The 16,734-nt window shown below is 42.5% G+C and carries 16 protein-coding genes; 10 read left to right on the top strand and 6 right to left on the bottom strand.

Annotation, left to right across the window (positions count from 1 at the left end):
* The first annotated feature begins 92 nt into the window (after positions 1-92).
* The 5 genes from AV939_RS14725 to AV939_RS14705 all read left to right on the top strand — a co-directional run bounded on the left by AV939_RS14725 (position 93) and on the right by AV939_RS14705 (position 4,253).
* Positions 93-362, top strand: a complete 270-nt coding sequence (locus AV939_RS14725; RefSeq protein WP_057790143.1) for a hypothetical protein — start codon at positions 93-95, stop codon at positions 360-362.
* Positions 362-1,567: an NnrS family protein gene (locus tag AV939_RS14720; protein ID WP_057790145.1), complete on the top strand. Its 1,206-nt coding sequence runs from the start codon at positions 362-364 to the stop codon at positions 1,565-1,567. Before AV939_RS14725 ends, AV939_RS14720 begins: the two co-directional genes overlap by 1 nt.
* 20 nt (positions 1,568-1,587) lie before the next feature.
* Positions 1,588-2,769 carry an NO-inducible flavohemoprotein gene (hmpA, locus tag AV939_RS14715; protein WP_057790147.1) on the top strand — a complete coding sequence of 394 codons (1,182 nt, stop codon included), beginning with the start codon at positions 1,588-1,590 and terminating at the stop codon, positions 2,767-2,769.
* A gap of 232 nt (positions 2,770-3,001) precedes the next feature.
* Entirely contained in the window at positions 3,002-3,964 is a 963-nt protein-coding gene (locus AV939_RS14710; RefSeq protein WP_057790149.1) for a DnaJ C-terminal domain-containing protein, read from the top strand.
* Complete coding sequence (locus AV939_RS14705) at positions 3,957-4,253, top strand: chaperone modulator CbpM (RefSeq protein WP_057790151.1); 297 nt, start codon at positions 3,957-3,959, stop codon at positions 4,251-4,253. Before AV939_RS14710 ends, AV939_RS14705 begins: the two co-directional genes overlap by 8 nt.
* Positions 4,254-4,258: 5 nt before the next feature.
* Here AV939_RS14705 and AV939_RS14700 read toward each other — a convergent pair whose 3' ends face one another.
* Positions 4,259-5,182 carry a LysR substrate-binding domain-containing protein gene (locus tag AV939_RS14700; RefSeq protein ID WP_057790153.1) on the bottom strand — a complete coding sequence of 308 codons (924 nt, stop codon included), beginning with the start codon at positions 5,180-5,182 and terminating at the stop codon, positions 4,259-4,261.
* Positions 5,183-5,291: 109 nt separating this feature from the next.
* On the opposite strand from AV939_RS14700, the gene AV939_RS14695 reads away from it, so the two are divergent.
* Positions 5,292-5,525: a hypothetical protein gene (locus AV939_RS14695; protein ID WP_057790155.1), complete on the top strand. Its 234-nt coding sequence runs from the start codon at positions 5,292-5,294 to the stop codon at positions 5,523-5,525.
* On the opposite strand, the gene AV939_RS14690 is transcribed toward AV939_RS14695, so the two are convergent.
* Positions 5,518-5,967 (bottom strand): DUF2798 domain-containing protein, encoded by a 450-nt coding sequence (locus AV939_RS14690; protein WP_057790158.1) that lies wholly within the window; start codon positions 5,965-5,967, stop codon positions 5,518-5,520. The two genes, AV939_RS14695 and AV939_RS14690, sit on opposite strands and share 8 nt — an antisense overlap.
* A gap of 86 nt (positions 5,968-6,053) precedes the next feature.
* Here AV939_RS14690 and AV939_RS14685 point away from each other — a divergent pair, with 86 nt between their 5' ends.
* The gene (locus AV939_RS14685) at positions 6,054-6,473 is read left to right on the top strand and encodes a MarR family transcriptional regulator (RefSeq protein ID WP_063457271.1); all 420 of its coding nucleotides are present in this window, start codon (positions 6,054-6,056) and stop codon (positions 6,471-6,473) included.
* Between the two features lie 17 nt (positions 6,474-6,490).
* On the opposite strand, the gene AV939_RS14680 is transcribed toward AV939_RS14685, so the two are convergent.
* The 4 genes from AV939_RS14680 to AV939_RS14660 all read right to left on the bottom strand — a co-directional run bounded on the left by AV939_RS14680 (position 6,491) and on the right by AV939_RS14660 (position 13,740).
* On the bottom strand, positions 6,491-7,039 hold the full coding sequence (locus tag AV939_RS14680; RefSeq protein ID WP_057790162.1) for a YaeQ family protein: 549 nt from the start codon (positions 7,037-7,039) through the stop codon (positions 6,491-6,493).
* Between the two features lie 163 nt (positions 7,040-7,202).
* Complete coding sequence (locus AV939_RS14675) at positions 7,203-9,224, bottom strand: RecQ family ATP-dependent DNA helicase (RefSeq protein WP_057790164.1); 2,022 nt, start codon at positions 9,222-9,224, stop codon at positions 7,203-7,205.
* Positions 9,225-10,111: 887 nt separating this feature from the next.
* Positions 10,112-11,068 carry a YihY/virulence factor BrkB family protein gene (locus tag AV939_RS14665; protein ID WP_057790168.1) on the bottom strand — a complete coding sequence of 319 codons (957 nt, stop codon included), beginning with the start codon at positions 11,066-11,068 and terminating at the stop codon, positions 10,112-10,114.
* Between the two features lie 125 nt (positions 11,069-11,193).
* On the bottom strand, positions 11,194-13,740 hold the full coding sequence (locus AV939_RS14660) for an excinuclease ABC subunit UvrA (RefSeq protein WP_138118258.1): 2,547 nt from the start codon (positions 13,738-13,740) through the stop codon (positions 11,194-11,196).
* Between the two features lie 196 nt (positions 13,741-13,936).
* Here AV939_RS14660 and AV939_RS14655 point away from each other — a divergent pair, with 196 nt between their 5' ends.
* The 3 genes from AV939_RS14655 to AV939_RS14645 are packed head-to-tail and all read left to right on the top strand — an operon-like array spanning position 13,937 to position 16,561.
* Positions 13,937-14,437, top strand: a complete 501-nt coding sequence (locus AV939_RS14655) for a MarR family transcriptional regulator (RefSeq protein ID WP_057790170.1) — start codon at positions 13,937-13,939, stop codon at positions 14,435-14,437.
* Positions 14,437-15,501, top strand: a complete 1,065-nt coding sequence (locus AV939_RS14650) for an HlyD family secretion protein (RefSeq protein ID WP_057790172.1) — start codon at positions 14,437-14,439, stop codon at positions 15,499-15,501. Before AV939_RS14655 ends, AV939_RS14650 begins: the two co-directional genes overlap by 1 nt.
* Positions 15,502-15,511: 10 nt before the next feature.
* Positions 15,512-16,561 carry a DUF2955 domain-containing protein gene (locus AV939_RS14645; protein WP_057790174.1) on the top strand — a complete coding sequence of 350 codons (1,050 nt, stop codon included), beginning with the start codon at positions 15,512-15,514 and terminating at the stop codon, positions 16,559-16,561.
* Positions 16,562-16,734 lie beyond the last annotated feature (173 nt).

Genomic DNA, 16,734 nt, shown 5'->3' with positions numbered 1-16,734 from the left:
TTAATATATTTAACGTATTGATAAATAGTCATTTAATTTAGTGGCACAGTATGTGTAATAGCTAAGTAACGTTAACGGTTACTGAGGTGGTTATGAACACTCTGACAATAAGTAATGCCAGCAGAAATTCTGAGTTAGGCTCTTTTTTTCATTCGCTCTTGTTTGCAGCTAATACCATATTGGGGCTTAGCTTCGCTTTTATCATTGTGAGTATTTTAATTAGCTATCCGTATGCAGAGTACTTTTCGATGCATGCACAGTTATTAGCCCATATTAGTACTATCGTGATGGCAGCTATTTTAAAGGTGAGCTATGTGATGCGCTGTGTTGCTCAGCATGGTTTAGGGCTGGAAGTTCGTTGATGCATTCACGTTCGACTATCCATCAAATCACGACATGGCCGCTGTGGATGCGTGCGTTTAGACCTGGTTTTTTAGCCGGAGGCTTGCTTGCATTTTTGTCGATAGGGTATTGGCTACTTATTTTAACAGGTTATGTGACTTGGCAGTTAACAATGCCTGCAACAATCTGGCACGCCCATGAAATGCTATTTGGCTTTACCGGTGTTGTAGTTGTGGGGTTTTTACTTACTGCTGCACAAACATGGACGGGCGCTCCTAGTATTAATGGCAAGGCGCTTATGGTGCTTACTTTTATATGGGTTAGTGCCCGTTTAGCTTTTTTTATTGTATTACCTAATTTTGCCAGTGCTAATTTATTGGCTGTTGTTGTGCTGCAACTAGCATGGTGGTTAGGCGCAATCGGTGTGCTGGCTAATATGCTTCTAAAAGCGAGAAGTAAAAATAACTATCAGTTTTTAGCCATTCTGAGCGTGCTGTGCGCACTTAATATACTCTACTTAATTCTGGTTTTAATTAACAACATTCAGCTCGCACTGGCGGTGGTAGATACTGCGGTACTCGTTATTAGTTTACTTATTGGCGTGGTGACAGGAAGAGTGCTTCCCTTTTTCACCGCTAAGGGATTAGCGCTGAGCGAGCAAGTGCGCACGCCTAACATTGATAAAGCACTGCTTTATTTATCAATGTTAGGAATCACTTTGTTTTTTATCAGCAAGTTTTTTTTAGATTCAATTAGCCCTGCGTTAATTGTGTTAGTCGTTGCTTCGCTTCACTTAATTAGAGCCGGTATTTGGTGGAATAAAAAAGTGCTGAAAGTACCTTTGTTGTGGTCTTTGCACTTTTCTTACCTTGCGCTAGGTGTTGGCTTATTACTGATAGCATTGAGCTTTTACACAAGTGTCATATCTTTTAAAGACGCGTTGCATCTCATCACTATTGGTGCAGTAGGAATGATGATTTTAGCCATGATGACCCGAGTATCGCTTGGTCACACGGGACGCGCGCTCATCATTCCTAATTACATGTCCATTGCTTTTGTTCTTGTGCTGGTGGCAGGCATTACTCGCTCAATTCTACCTTATTTTATTGGCCCATACTTCGCTTGGCGGGTTAGCGCTTTGCTGTGGTTAGCGGCTTTCTTATTATTTTTAATTCACTGCACACCTATATTAACGCGATGTCGCGTCGATGGGCGCAGTGGTTAGTTTACCAACAGGAATACATTATGTTATCTGATAAAACTATTGAGATTGTTAAAAGTACCGTTCCATTATTAGCGCAAGCAGGTACGGTGGTTACCGATCATTTCTATAAGCGTATGTTTAGCCAGCATCCTGAGCTCAGGAATATTTTTAATATGACGAATCAAGAGAGTGGACGCCAACAATTCGCGCTGTTTAACGCATTAGCCGCATACGCTCAAAATATTGATAATTTATCGGTATTAAAAGAGGCATTAGCACGCATTAATCATAAACACACCAGTTTAAATATTTTACCTGAGCACTATCCGATTGTAGGCGCACATCTAATTGGCACTCTTAAAGAGCTAATTCCTGAGCAGTTTACCCCAGACGTAGAATACGCATGGCGTGAAGCTTATGCTCTGCTTGCTGAAATATGCATAACCGAAGAAGCTGCATTGTATGAGCATAGTAAAAACACTATTGGTGGCTGGGCAGGTACGCGTCAATTTGAAATAACTAATAAGCAGCTCGAATCTGAATTTGTAACAAGTTTTACACTTACGCCCGTAGATGGCAAAGCAGTTGTTGCTCATAAATCAGGTCAATATTTGGGTATTAAAGTTCAGCCTGAGAGCGCTGAATACGAAGAAATTCGTCAGTATTCAATTTCACAAAAAACCAATGGTGAAAACTACCGCATTAGCGTTAAGAAAGAGCTAATGCCAAAGCCTGGCATGGTGTCAAATCATCTACACTCACTAGCTCAAGGTGACATAGTTGAACTCTACCCGCCTGCGGGAGATTTCTTTTTACGCACTAGTGCTAACCCTGTGGTGCTTATTTCAGCAGGTGTTGGGCAAACGCCAATGGTAGCGATGCTCGAAACATTATTAAGCGATAATACCAACCAAGACATTGTTTATTTACATGCATGCGAGAATACAAAGCAGCACTCATTTTCAAATTATTTAAATGAATTAAGTGCAGTGTATAGCCGTTTGCAAACTATGACGTGGTTTAATCAAAGTAGTGGCGGTGTAGATTTTACAGGGCAAATGGATTTAACCGCAGTACAAGCACAGTTACCGATTAAAAATGGCGATTTCTATTTATGTGGGCCTGCAGGATTTATGGCATTTGTGAAAAAGCAGTTGTTAGAGTTAGGAGTTGAAAACGAGCATATACATTACGAAATTTTCGGTCCTCATCAAGATTTATAACCAAACAAAGTATAGCTGGGGCGTACAGCATTATTGATTGGCGCCCCATTTCAGGTAAGTTATTACGCAGACTTTCGATGCGTAAGCGCTATTGTTGAGCTTAATCTGACCTTCTTATGCTAAAAAGTACGTTTAATTTGCAGTCGCAATGATATTTGATCAGTATCAAACGATGCATTGTCGGCATCCGCTATATTATTAATTCTATAGTCATTACGCTGAGCACCATTGCATGGAATTTAAAGATTATTATCAGGTTCTTGGTGTCGAAGAAGATGCTGATTTAAAAGCAATAAAAAAAGCATATCGAAAGCTTGCGTTAAAGCTGCACCCAGATATGCAACCTGAAAAGAATTCTGATGATGAATTCAAAGAATTAGTCGAAGCTTATGAGGTGCTTAAAGATCCACAACGCAGAGCTGAATACGATGAATTGAAAAAATATGGCACTGCTTCGCACGACAATTTTCAACCCCCTCCTGGCTGGCAAAGTAGTAATGATTCTAATAGCGCTCACTCCGGTGGTGACTTTTCCGACTTTTTTAATTCAGTATTTGGTGGTGGAGGCTTCGACCAAAGGCAGCGTAGCCATCAGCCAGACGATTTTTCAGGATTTAATAGTCAGGGTCAAGACGCCGAAATTGAAGTTCCCGTATTTCTTGAGGACCTTTTTTCAGAAGCGCCAAAAACGATTCAATTTTCGATGCCATCATTAGAAGATGGAAACGTTAAACACGTCAATAAAACCCTAAAAGTTAAAATACCTAGCGGCGTGGTTGACGGAGAGCGGATCAGGCTAAAAGGCCAAGGCGGCAAAGGGCTGGGGAAGGGGAGAAGCGGCGATCTTTATTTGCACATTCGCCTAGTGCCTCATCCACTGTTTGATGTAGAAGGGCACAATCTCGTACTCACAGTGCCTATATTGCCTTGGGAAGCCGTACTTGGATGTAAAGTTGAAGTACCTACCTTGGCAGGAAAGATTAACCTGAATATAAAGCCAAATAGTCAAACGGGTCATAAATTACGAGTTAAGGGTAAAGGGCTTAAAATGAAAACTGGCCTTGGTGATATGATTGCTGTTTTAAAAATCGTTACTCCAGATAAAACGACCGACGAAGACAAGGCTTTGTGGCAACAACTAGCGCAATTAGCGCACGATGATCCTCGTTCAAAATGGAGTCAAAAAGATGTCTGAAACCTTGCTCATTATTTCCTTTGAAGAACTTTGCCACATTGAACAGCTAAGCAAAGACATGATTATTGAAGTTATCGATTATGGTATTGCTGAGCCCGTTTCAGGCGACAATACGCGTAACTGGGTATTCGATACCAATAGTGTACGGTGGGTGAAAAAAGCTATAACACTATATTCCCAATTAGAATTGGATTGGATAGCGGTCGCGATGATTGTCGAGTTGCTGAAACAAAAAGAAAAACTGACAGAAGAGAACGAAAATCTTCAGCGCCGGCTAATGCGCTTTTAACCCTATTATTGCAGTTGAAGTGCTTCGTGGTTTGCCATTTTCTTTCTAAGCCATTCGCAAAAATGTGCGATACGTTGCTGCTTCGGCGAGTTTTTAAGATAAACAAAGTGAGATTTCCAGCGTACAGGATGTGGAATATCAACGGGCACCACCAATTGCCCCGATTTTAAATACTGACCTATCATAACATCAGAGGCTAACATGACGCCTTGACCTGCCAGCGCTGCGCTAAGGGCCAGATCGCTAGAAGACACCACTGTTTTTCTCAACACTTTATTCGATAGATTTATTTTATTGTGTTCGAAGTATGACTCCCAACTTGCTTTCTCTTCTCCAGCAAGTGCTAGCAGGCGCGTGCCTAGCATATCTTCAACAGAATGCAGTTGCTTTTGAGTTTGAAAGGCAGGCGAACAAGCAGGTACGACGCCATTTTCACCAAATTTTCGCGTAATAAGGCCGTCATCCTGAGATGCGGTGGTTGAGGTATAAAAACGAATGGCTACGTCGATATCGCCTTTATGTAAACTTTCAATGCGATTAGATGCTTGAATATTGATATTAATATTGGGGAACTCATTAAAAAACTCGAATAAATTAGGCATAAGCCACAATGAACAAAAAGCTTGAGTAGATGTAACTGTTAAGCTTCCCTCTAAAGGCTCTTCGTGTATTTGGTTCATACCATTAACGATTTCGCTAAATCCTTTTTCACACGATGCATAAAGTGTTCTGCCAGGGCCAGTTAAAATCATCTTTCGTGATTGCCTACGAAATAAGCTTACGCCTAGATTGGTTTCTAGTTGTCTCATCTGTTGGCTAACTGCCGCTTGTGAAATATATAACTCTTCTGCTGCCTTGCTATAACTCTCATGTCTTGCGGCTACTTCAAAACAAAGCAGGTTATTTAGCCATCGTAATCGCTTATCCATTATTTTCCATCATATAAGTTCAGCTTATTTTATAAGTTAGATTTAATCGTTGGTTTAGTAAAGAGCTAATCGCGACACTAGCTACACTAAATGACAAGGAGCTAGTGGCGTGAATACGAAAAAAAGTGGGGCGGTTTCATATTTAATAGCAATAAAAGATAAGCTTGCAGGCAGTTTTGACTACGCGAAAAAACGAGATTCTTTACAAGGTGATAATATTGCTAACGTTGAAAGCGCTGACAGTAATGGAACAGATGATACTTGTGAGAACAGCGCTTCAAAGGGCATGCTATCTAACATGGGAGATAAGCTGTGCTTATCAAAGTGGAGTGCTTTTAAGTAGCCGAGGAAAAATGCGCTTCTAATCTTGGCTTAATTACCAAACTCATCAAACACGCCATTGCTATGCCAATAGGTAAAGCGGCAAGTAAGCTTAGCGATGCCTCTTTTACAAATAGCTCAAGCGACGGAAAGCCTTGGTTATTAAACGTTGTGATCAGCGCTAGAACCGACTCCATAATAAAGGCCATGGTCAAACCGTGAATTACATTGCGCTGCAACACTGAAAGAGAGGAAAAAATACGCTGAACGAGTTTGTTAACGAAATAAAAAGTTACGCCGCCGAAGGGGAGCATTATTAAGAATGCGAACGTAAACGCACTTAACCACGTTGGAATGAATGCTTGTTCTGGTAGAATACTCACAGATGTCATTATGGCTGTTAGTAATCCAATCAGTAGCATAGCTACCGGCAGCAGAATTAAGATTTTCTTTATATGGTTCATGATGACCACGCTCACTCTATTAGTTGACAATGTCAACCTTAATGAAAAAAGTTGACAATGTCAACTAAATGGGTTCTGTTCGTACTATGAAATTCAATGATGCCTTGTTCAATCTTCTCAATACTATTCGTAATACGATCTTATCTGAGATAAAAAATACCCCTTTAGCATTGGCGCCAATGCAGTTGAAGTCGTTAAAAATCATTAGTCAAATAGATGCTTGTACAGGGCAAAAGCTGACAGACTTTTTGGGTAGAGATAAGGCTCAGATAAATAGATTAATTAAGGAATTGGTGGAAAACGACTTAGTGCGTAAAGTACAAAGTGAAGAAGATAAACGTAGCCAAATTCTATCGCTAACGGAAAGTGGAAAACGCGCACTTGAGATATTCGTAGAAATAGAAGAGCGCGTTTTTTTTGACATGCTTAAAGATGTTAGCGATGAAGAAAAAGAGATATTTAAGAAACTAGTACTTACATTCAAACATAATTTAGATGAAAGGTGAGTTAACTCACCTTATTGTTATAAATGCTTTTCAATTTCCACTTCTATACATTCGCTATTGCCCGCGCTTTCGATAGTTAGCCAGATTTGACCATCTTGCACCGTTACTTGCATTTGCATCGAACGGTCTACGGCATTAGCCAGAGTGGTAGATAAGCTCTCAGGCAAGGTAAACACCGATAAGTTCTTTCTGGTACGCAAGCTGTTCTGTTCTTTCTTCCACCAAGCATCGAAGCTGTTATCTGCGTAAGCATAAATCATCATCTGCTGGCTTTGATTGCAGCCTTTTTTAATACGTTGTTCAGATGGTTGCCCCAACTCAATCCACAGTTCTATTACGTCGCTGAAGTCCTTTTGCCAAATGTCTGGCACTTCATCATCAGATAGGCCTTTTGTAAACTGTAATTGTTCGTGAGCATTTACAATAAAGGCCACGATGCGAAGCATCATGCGTGCATCATTTTCAGAAGGGTGACGAGCAATAGTGAGATTGTGCTCATTGTAGTAATTACGGTCCATATCAGTTATTGATATGTCCGCTTTAAAAATGGTTGCTTTAAGGGCCATGGTAATCCTGAGTATTATGCCAAGTGCGTTATGTAATGCTTAACGCTAGTTTTATTTTTATCTTAATATTCATTTGGCGTTTTTGTACAAGTATAAAATTTCTTGCACTGCCTTTTTACAGCACTTATTTACTGCGCTTATTTATTGCATATGGTAACAGGTATTAAAGCCTTGTGCCCTCATCTAAAATTTCAGTAACTACGGCTTTCACATCCCCATACCTGCAAAACTCACAACTTCCAAACCCTGGAACTTGCCTTACTTTTAAACGAGTAAATAAAGGCATAGTCATCGCGGTTAAAAAACGGCAATAGATAGATTCAGTAATGGTTTCGTTAAACTTACCTTTAAGGTGAGCATTAAGCGCTGCCATCGACTCGGCTACTTGGGTTTTATTTGGTAAGGGAATAGGTGTTGAGTAGTCTAGTTTGGCCACTTTACCATTGCACACACTGCAATGGCCGCATTCTTTTGGCGCCTGTTGGTCATCAAAATAGGCCGATAAGTTATAGTTTAAACAGCTATTAAGCTCGAAGAACCGTACCAGAGCAGCAATACGTTTTACTTCTTTAAGCTCATTTTCAGCAAAATACCGGGCTAGGCTTTCGGCCAAGCTTTCTGATAGATCATCTGCTAACAGTGCTTGTTGATTCACCTCGTACACATCGGTGATTAAACGCGAGGCGAGTTCGATATGATTATGTTCGTGTAAATATTCTAACGCCGTCACCACTCTTGAACGCTCGGCACCGTAATGCTCAAAAATACTGTCGAAATTCACTACGCCCCATACTTTTTTCATATCGGTATGGGTGAAAACGGCGTTTAGGAAATCGCTTCGTTCTTTACCAAATAAGTTGAGAATATCGGCTTTTTCGGTATTAAAGCGGTATTTGAATTCAGCAAAATAGGCGTATAACGGACGGATAACTTTGGCTAGTTCCAACTGTACTAACAGCGTTTTAAGGGGTAGCTGACGAATATTACTTAACGTCGATAAGCTATTAATTTGTGTTTCCCATTGATACATACCTTTGTCCGATGCACTGTTTGCAGTACTGCTTGAAGCGCCAGAGCCTTGCTCTGGCGCTTGACTGGCAATGTCCTTAATTACCCGCTCAATAGCGGATTTGTCTGGCGTATCGCCATAAACAAAATTTTCAATAGTCACCAGACCATCAAGATTAGCCAATACAGTACAATTCGCGTTTTGTCCGTCGCGCCCACCACGGCCAATTTCTTGGCTGTAGTTCTCTATAGACTTAGGTAAATCGTAATGCACAACAAAACGAATGTCAGATTTATCAATGCCCATGCCAAACGCAATGGTGGCCACTACCACTTGTAGCTTGTTCGCCATGAAATCTTGTTGAATGTTCTGGCGCACATCACTGTCTAGCCCCGCGTGATATGCACTTGCTGCACAGCCGTTTTGTTGTAAATAGCGGGCCACTTGTTCAGCGGTTTGTTGCAGTGTTACATATACAATGCCTGCGCCTTTCTGGCGCTTAAGTTCATCTAATAGCGCTTGGTTTTTATTTGCTTCTACCACCGGCAGCACATTCAAATTAAGGTTTGGGCGGTAGAAACCGGTTTGGACAATATTCTCGGGCGCAATATCAAACCGGCGTGCCATATCGAGTTTCACTTTTTTAGTGGCCGTTGCGGTTAGCAGCAGCACTAAAGGGATATTTAATTCTTGTTGATAGGCTGGCAGTTTCAAATAATCAGGGCGAAAGTTGTGCCCCCACTCAGAGATACAATGCGCTTCGTCGATAACCAACATTGAAACCGCAACAGACTCTATAAACTGCCTGAAACGTTCGTTCTTAAAACGTTCTACCGACACCATTAAAATTTTACACTCACCAGAGCGAACATCGTTCATGACTTGCTTATTTTGCTCAGCAGTTAGTGTTGAATCGATGCTCGCGGCAGCAATGCCTTTGCTATGTAGAAAAGCGAGCTGATCTTTCATTAAGGCTAATAACGGGGATACCACCAAGGTTAAGTGGGGCAGTTGGGTTGCCACAAACTGATAACACAACGACTTCCCAGAACCGGTAGGAAATATGGCAAGCGATGAGCGCTGATTTAACAGACCATCTACAACCTCTTGCTGGCCGGAGCGAAACGAGGGAAATCCAAACAGGTTTTGTAATTGTGAAGAGTAGTCTGTGGTCATTTAGCTGCGCATAGCCTTGATGTATTTGAGGTTATGATACAGCAATAAAAGATGCGTTTGCGCAAAAGCTATTAGTTGGCACATTCTGTACATGGCTCTTGGTATGTATTCTCTAATAAGTCTTTTAAAACAAACAAGTAGTAGTAAAATATTTATTCTTATTGCTGGACATAATCGAATGTAGGCTTTTACTATAATGATGAATATCGTCATAGATGATACCGTTTTTTCGGTGCAGTGTTACTTCACCGCAAACTTGCCTAAGTAGTAGAACAAGGAATTATAAGCATGGATTGCCTTAAGTATTTTTCTTTATTTTTAATAATAATCACCTTTTCTTTTAGCGCATTCGCAGTCGAAACATGCGTTGAGGAGAAAGCGGCTGTAGATCATTGGAATGGGCTCTTAAGGCATGAAGTGACGGAATATCGACGTTCAAAACATCGCGACGCTAAATCTACGTTTTTGGCTTGTTTAGGAAGTGTAAATAGTCGCGATAGTAGCGTTAAAACACAGGTTTACACGCAGAAAAATTTGAATGTACGCAGAAACACAAGTAGGTCTCAACAATCGAGTGTTCGCAAATATCCTTCAACCCGCAATTTCTCAGTAAGCAGCTATCACAATTTCAAAGGTGCAAAACGAGAAGCCTGGGATAATTTTTACAAAGAATCACCGGACTGTATGAACAATAGCGGAGATATGACTGTGTTCGTAAAGTGCGCATCGGAAAGAAAAGACTATTTACACAGATTTAGCTCCCTCTGGGATGAGAGAAGGCAATCAATGAAAGTCCCTATTGAATAGTGCTGCATCCTCTACCCATGCCCAAAGTTTGAAGCTAGGAACCTGACAAACTAATCCAAACTTAAAATTCATTAGTTGCTTCAACTTCCCCTCAAATCCTCCGGCGTGTTATCTGCCACCACGGCATCTCGTTCACCCATAGGTTTGTCTTCGCCTACGGTGCTGTCTGCCGAGGTTTGAAGCTCAATGGACGAGTTTACTTCCGCGCCAATAAGTATGATATAGGCGCTTAAGTACAGCCACATAAGTAGAATAATAATGCCACCTACCGAACCGTAGGTTTTGTTGTAGCTGGCGAATTCATTCAAATAAATAGAAAACCCATAAGATGCGGCAATCCACAATAAGGTAGCGAATAAAGATCCTGGTGTAACCCATCGCCACTGCGCTGAACGCCTATGCGGTGCGTAACGGTATAGTGCCGATAGTCCGATGTTAAAGAGCAATAGCAACACAGGCCAGGTTATCCATGAAGCTTGCTTAAAGCTTATTAAGCCGCCAGACACCCAACTTATCATTTCCGGCAGTACCGTAATGCAAACTAGCGCAACAATAACGGTAGCTATCATACTGATGGTGCCGGTTATGCGGGCAAGCAAGCCTTTAAAAAAGCCTCTGCCATTATCTTCGATGTAGGTAATGTTACATGCAGTAATAAGTGCGTTGGCACCTTTGCTACTACTCCACAATGATAAAAAGAGCGTAAGAAAGAAGCCCCAACCCAGTGCTGAATTCGATTTTTGGGTAAGATTTTTAAGCTGTTCTTCAATAATATAGCTACTATCGCTAGGTACTACGTTAACCAATAAGGCCATGTGGTTTTGTAATTCTTCCGGCGACACCATTAAGCCATATAAAGAAATGGTTGCACCAAGAAGTGGGAATATTGCCAGCAAGCAGTAGAACGCAACGCCTGCGGCAATAAGTGGAATGTTATGGCTTTGGATATTGGTAAAGGTTCGTTTAACAATACTCCACCAGTTTTTTAGCGTTAATCCCAAAGCAGACTCTGCCTGAGTAGATTGCGTTGTGCTCATGTAATGCAGTTCACTTTGCTCGTTGATAATGTTTATACAGAGCGCAGGACAAGTCAGATTATAAAAAAAACTGCTAGCTCATTTGTACTTACAATTAACACGCACCAGTATCGCATCTAGCAATGCTAAACTGGGGTGATAAACGGGGCTGTTTTACTTTCTGCACAACTAGCAACATCTTTTGGTGTACCGCTAGCGACTATTTTTCCACCTGCATCACCGGCACCAGGGCCGATATCTATTAAGTAATCACTGGCCGAAGCAACCTGCATATTGTGCTCTACCATTACCACGCTGCTGCCTTCATCCACTAACGTATTTAGATGCTTCATGAGTAGTGCGATATCAGCGGGGTGAAGCCCAGTTGTGGGTTCGTCTAGTACATAGAGCGTGTGTTTCTTTTCGGCGCGTTTTAGCTCGGTAGCTAGCTTTATTCGCTGCGCTTCTCCTCCTGAAAGTTCGGTGGCGGGTTGGCCTAATCGCAAATAGCCTAAGCCGACTTTTACCAGCGCATCTAGTGCACGAAAAACAGGAGCTTCATTGGCGAATATGTTATGTGCCTCGGCCACACTTAGCGACAGTACATCGGCTATCGATAATTCGTTCCAAGTAACGTCTAAGGTGTCTTGATTGTAGCGTTTTGTGTCGCACACGGGGCAGGGGGAATACACTGATGGCATAAATAGTAACTCCACCGATACAAAGCCTACACCCTCGCAGTTGGCGCACCTTCCTTTGGTAGTATTAAACGAAAATCGACCTGCATCGTAACGTCGTTTTTTTGCTAATGGTGTGGCGGCAAATAGTTTGCGCACATGGTCGAATAGGCCTGTGTAAGTCGCTAAATTCGAACGGGGCGTTCTGCCAATTGGTGATTGGTTTACTACTACTAAACGTTTTATTTTTTCTACATCATTTTTATTAGCATTATCAATATAGCCATTTACGGGCTGCTCGTCGTTGCTTTCTAACAAAGTAGCTTCGGTAATATCCGTCGTTTTTTTTTCAGTGGGCGCGTTTTTAACCGTTGAGTTTTTATCTGATGCTTTACTCGCATCAAGTGACGCTTTCACCAGCGTTACCAATGCATGGCTGACCAAGCTCGATTTACCTGACCCCGATACGCCCGTTACTGTGGTAATAGTCCCCAGAGGAAATGCGCAGTCCATATTTTCAAGATTATTTTTGGTAATGGCTTTTAATGAAAGCCAGCCAGTGGGCTTGCGGTTGTGGTGCCTAAGGGCTAGTGCGTTATCGAATAGATACTGCGAGGTTATTGAATTAGATGCTTGCTGTAACGTACCTACTGGCCCACTAAAAACTAATTCCCCGCCATTTGTGCCGGCATTGGGGCCTATATCAACAACCCAGTCGGCGTGTTTAATGACTCGCGGGTTATGTTCAACCAGAAATACGCTATTTCCCGCCTCTACCAGTGCATCAAATGCCTCTAGTAACGCATTTACATCATTAGGATGAAGGCCAGACGAAGGCTCATCCATGATATATACCACACCAAACAATTTTGATTTTATTTGGGTGGCTAGCCGCAACCGTTGTAGTTCACCTGCTGAAATAGTCGTGGTGCTTCGCTCTAGAGAAAGATACCCCAACCCAAGGGCAATAATAGGTTTAATACGCGCTACTATGTCTTTGCCAATATTGCGGATAACTAGCGCCCGTTCGTTATTTTGCGCTTCGGCGGTTTCAAGAAGTGTTTGTAAATGTTCCACCACGTCGCTTAAAGAAAGCCGAGAGAAGGCGGTGATGTCTAAGCCACAAAGCGTCACCGAAAGTGAAGCTTGTTTTAGCTTCTTTCCATGACATTGTGGGCAGGTTGAAACGGCAAGATATTGGGCGACTTTTTGCTTAATCTTTTCTTTTTGAGAGGTTTTAAAGGTTTCAAGTACATAATGTTTAGCGCCAATAAACTTACCATTATAACTGGCAGGTTCGCCTTCTTCCTTCGCCGCTTGGGTTTGCGCTAAATTGTAGTTTCTGTAAACAGGCACTTGCGGGGTATCGTCTGTGTATAAAATCCAGTCTCGGGTAGATTCGGGTAACGCCTGCCAGGGTATATCTACATCAATGTCTAACGACAGCAATACCCTAACTAGATTTTTACCCTGCCACGCTCCTGGCCACGCGGCAATAGCGCCTTCACGAATGGTAAGGGTGGGGTCGGGAACAAGTTTATCTTCGGTAACATCGAACACAGTACCAATACCATGGCATTGCCCGCAGGCACCTTCAACGGTATTTGGCGAGAACCCATCGGCATAAATAATCTTTTGACCAGCAGGGTAATCACCTGCTCGGGAATACAGCATACGAAGGCTATTTGAAATAGTGGTGATACTGCCTACCGATGAACGAATAGAGGGGGCGCCTCGGTTCTGATGTAACCCAACCGCGGGTGGCAAGCCTTCAATACTATCTACATCGGGCGTTTCAATTTGCTCGATTAACCTTCTAGCATAAGGTGAAACCGAATCTAGATAACGATGCTGCGCTTCAGCGTATAGGGTGCCAAACGCAAGTGAGGACTTACCCGAACCAGAAATACCCGTAAAAGCCACAATCTTATTTCGGGGGATATCAACATCCACGCCTTTCAAATTGTGAACCCGTGCTCCGCGTATCTGCAGAAAATTATCATTATCTATTGTCATGCGTCCCTTACCATCCTTACCGTTTCCAACCTTGCAAAATAAGGCGAACCTAGGATGAGTAAGGTTTAGGCTTTTATAACGATCATAAATTGGACAGATAAATCTATTGATAGAAGGGCTAAATCACTCCGCCTTATTTACTTAGCATGCTAACTAGTGCTATTATAGTTAGCATGCTAAGTAAGTTGGGGTGTGCATGTCTGCACAAAAGCCGTTTCACGAAACGTTAGATTTTACGCTTATTGGAAATATGGGCCGAGTACACCGGTTGTGCAGAGAGGCCGTTACTTTGACTGTTGAGCCCTTGGGGTTAACGCAATCAAGGTGGCTTGCGTTAATGCACATCAATTTAATTGGAGAAGGGGTTACCCAATTAGCGCTAGCGCAAAGCTTGGGCATAGAAATGCCTTCGCTAACCCGCACATTAAAGCAGCTTGAAGAGCAGTCGCTGATTAGCCGCCAAGTTGACGACAACGATAAGCGCAGTAAAAAATTATATTTCACCAAGGAAGGCCGTGTTGTTTTGAATTCGCTAAATGAAAAAATAGCGGATGTAAAACAGCAGTTTTATGCGGGACTCACCCATGAACAGCTCGATGCAATGGCGCGCGCGTTGTTGCAAATAGAGCAAAATGCCTCAGCCTGCATTTCTCAACAGGAGAAACGAGCTAAAAGTAACACAGAGGAAGATGAATAATGACGCCTGATCAGAAATTTTCTCGCTACGTAAGGTTATCCTTAGTCGGCTTTGTGTTGATATTTATTTACTACCTCATTGCTGACACCTTTATGCCAGTTACGCCCCAAGCGCGAATTTATCATCCTGTTGTACAAGTAGCGCCTCAATTAAGTGGCGAAGTCACACAGGTTTTTGTTAGCAACAATCAAACGGTAAAAGCTGGCGACGTGCTATTTCAAATTGATAGAGGGCCTTACGACATAGCGCTAACGCAAGCAAAGTTAGCGTTAGATGATGCCAAATTACAAAACAAACGACTTGATACCAATATTAAATCGCTAGAGGCTCAAATTAAGGCTGCTAGTGCCAAGCTGCACGAGCAAAAGTTACTTCAACAACGCAGCACCGCGTTATATAAGCAACGCGCGATTTCAGAGCAAGAACTTGAGGCTATGCGGGCTAACTATGAAGCGAGTGTTGCCAATAAATCGGCCCTTGAAGCGCAGTTATCTGAAGCCTTATTGGCAAGAGGTGATTCGGGTGAAAATAACCTCACTGTTCGCCATGCCGCAAACCAGCTTGCCGAAGCCAAACTAAATTTATCATATACCCAAGTGCGTGCGCGAAATGATGGTGTTGTGTCTAACATGCAGCTACGTGAAGGGGCCTATGCAGTAAAGGGTAATCCGCTACTTGCTATAGTTACCAGCGAGACCGATTTGGTAGCCGATTTTAGAGAAAAGTCGTTAACGCACATGGCCGAAAGCAGTGTTGCTAAAGTGGTGTTCGATAGCTTACCTGGTGAAGTATTTGATGCGCATATTGATTCGTTTGAGGCCGGGGTTAGCGATGGCCAGTTAAGTGCAAATGGTACGTTAAGCGTTACCGAAACAAGTAATCGATGGGTGCGAGATGCTCAGCGTCAACGGGTTCATATTGTCCTGCAAGACAACGAAGCCTTAGTAGAAGGTATGCCAAGTGGTGCCCGTGCCACAGTTCAATTGTTACCTGAATCAACATTAGGCCAGTGGTTTGGTACGTTGCAAATTAACGCCATTAGTTGGCTGCATTACATTTACTAGCGGAGGCTAAATGTCGACAACAGTTAGCCAAGGGCCGCAGTTAGATGCCAACGGTCTGCGCCAAGCATTACGTATAGCGGGTGGCTGTACCCTTGGCTTTGCCATCAGTAACTTGATGAACTGGCCTTATGGTATTTTCTTTACGGTTTATCCCATGTTGTTGCTGGGGTTAGTACCTGTTATTAGCAAGCCAGTGATAAAGCAGTTCGTCGCCAGCGCGGGGTTTAGCGCCTTTATTGTATTGGTATTGCAAGGGCTGTTTTCCCACATTCCAGTGGTGATGACCCTTATTGTGTTTCTATGCTTTTGTATCTTGTTCTATCAAATGAGCAGTGGCGGCGGCTTTTTGTTTGGAGCGTTAGGTGCAGTAGGGCTTTCAATACAGCTACACTTTTCAAGCTATGTAACCGGCGTAGATACTGTATACCCGTTAATAGTGAGTAACGGTGCAGCTACGCTTTTATCAATTGTTATTGCGGTTCTCATGCATGGCATATTTCCGGATGTTGCACCGCGCATACCTCGTGTTCCACCGCCTAAGGCGAAAGAAAGTATTCGTCACGAAGTGCTGTTATGTGCAAGTGTGGCAACCTTATCGTTTGTGGTGTTTCAAGCGTTGGATCTGCAAGACTCGATATCAGCTCAGGCGTCATCGGTGCTTATTCTATTTTCGCTTTGCTGGAAAGCGGCAAGTCTCGCTGGGTGGCAACGGGCTATTGGTACACTCATTGGTTGTAATTTAGCACTGCTGGCGCAATTGTTTTTGTACAATCACAGTGATTTTTTACTTTTTCCGGTGCTTGTGTTGTGGATTTTAGCGTTCATTTTTAGCCGCTATCATATTTTAGGTGGCGGGATGCCGGGCATTGGGTTTGGTGTGCTAACCACGTTTGGTATTTTGTTTGGAAACTCGCTAACACCCAACCAAGATTTAGTTTACAGCGCGCTTTACCGTTTTAGCTCTGTGGCCGTAGCCATTGCCCTTAGTTTGAGTGCCGTTTACGTCATGCATCATATTTTAAATCGCTTTAGCGTTACCCGTCACCATACGTATGAATAGCAAAGTAGAATGACCAAGGGCTTGAGCCGAGTGTTTATCGAAAGCGGAAACTAACGGGTAAATAAGCCATACTTTTTTGCTACTTGGGTGCAAATTAACGTGGTCAAAAAAACGACCACAATCACCAAGAGCGTTTTAGCATTCTCTAAAGGCCAGATCATTTCTACAATCTT

The sequence above is a fragment of the Alteromonas sp. Mac1 genome (assembly GCF_001562125.1).
Classification (GTDB): domain Bacteria; phylum Pseudomonadota; class Gammaproteobacteria; order Enterobacterales; family Alteromonadaceae; genus Alteromonas; species Alteromonas stellipolaris.
This window is presented reverse-complemented; position numbering and strand designations above follow the sequence as displayed.

Excerpts from the sequence above, each read along its gene's own strand:
- AV939_RS14725 (WP_057790143.1), top strand. The coding sequence starts at position 93 with ATGAACACTCTGACAATAAGTAATGCCAGCAGAAATTCTGAGTTAGGC.
- AV939_RS14720 (WP_057790145.1), top strand. The coding sequence starts at position 362 with ATGCATTCACGTTCGACTATCCATCAAATCACGACATGGCCGCTGTGG.
- hmpA (WP_057790147.1), top strand. The coding sequence starts at position 1,588 with ATGTTATCTGATAAAACTATTGAGATTGTTAAAAGTACCGTTCCATTA.
- AV939_RS14710 (WP_057790149.1), top strand. The coding sequence starts at position 3,002 with ATGGAATTTAAAGATTATTATCAGGTTCTTGGTGTCGAAGAAGATGCT.
- AV939_RS14705 (WP_057790151.1), top strand. The coding sequence starts at position 3,957 with ATGTCTGAAACCTTGCTCATTATTTCCTTTGAAGAACTTTGCCACATT.
- AV939_RS14700 (WP_057790153.1), bottom strand. The coding sequence starts at position 5,182 with ATGGATAAGCGATTACGATGGCTAAATAACCTGCTTTGTTTTGAAGTA.
- AV939_RS14690 (WP_057790158.1), bottom strand. The coding sequence starts at position 5,967 with ATGAACCATATAAAGAAAATCTTAATTCTGCTGCCGGTAGCTATGCTA.
- AV939_RS14685 (WP_063457271.1), top strand. The coding sequence starts at position 6,054 with ATGAAATTCAATGATGCCTTGTTCAATCTTCTCAATACTATTCGTAAT.
- AV939_RS14680 (WP_057790162.1), bottom strand. The coding sequence starts at position 7,039 with ATGGCCCTTAAAGCAACCATTTTTAAAGCGGACATATCAATAACTGAT.
- AV939_RS14675 (WP_057790164.1), bottom strand. The coding sequence starts at position 9,224 with ATGACCACAGACTACTCTTCACAATTACAAAACCTGTTTGGATTTCCC.
- AV939_RS14665 (WP_057790168.1), bottom strand. The coding sequence starts at position 11,068 with ATGAGCACAACGCAATCTACTCAGGCAGAGTCTGCTTTGGGATTAACG.
- AV939_RS14660 (WP_138118258.1), bottom strand. The coding sequence starts at position 13,740 with ATGACAATAGATAATGATAATTTTCTGCAGATACGCGGAGCACGGGTT.
- AV939_RS14655 (WP_057790170.1), top strand. The coding sequence starts at position 13,937 with ATGTCTGCACAAAAGCCGTTTCACGAAACGTTAGATTTTACGCTTATT.
- AV939_RS14650 (WP_057790172.1), top strand. The coding sequence starts at position 14,437 with ATGACGCCTGATCAGAAATTTTCTCGCTACGTAAGGTTATCCTTAGTC.
- AV939_RS14645 (WP_057790174.1), top strand. The coding sequence starts at position 15,512 with ATGTCGACAACAGTTAGCCAAGGGCCGCAGTTAGATGCCAACGGTCTG.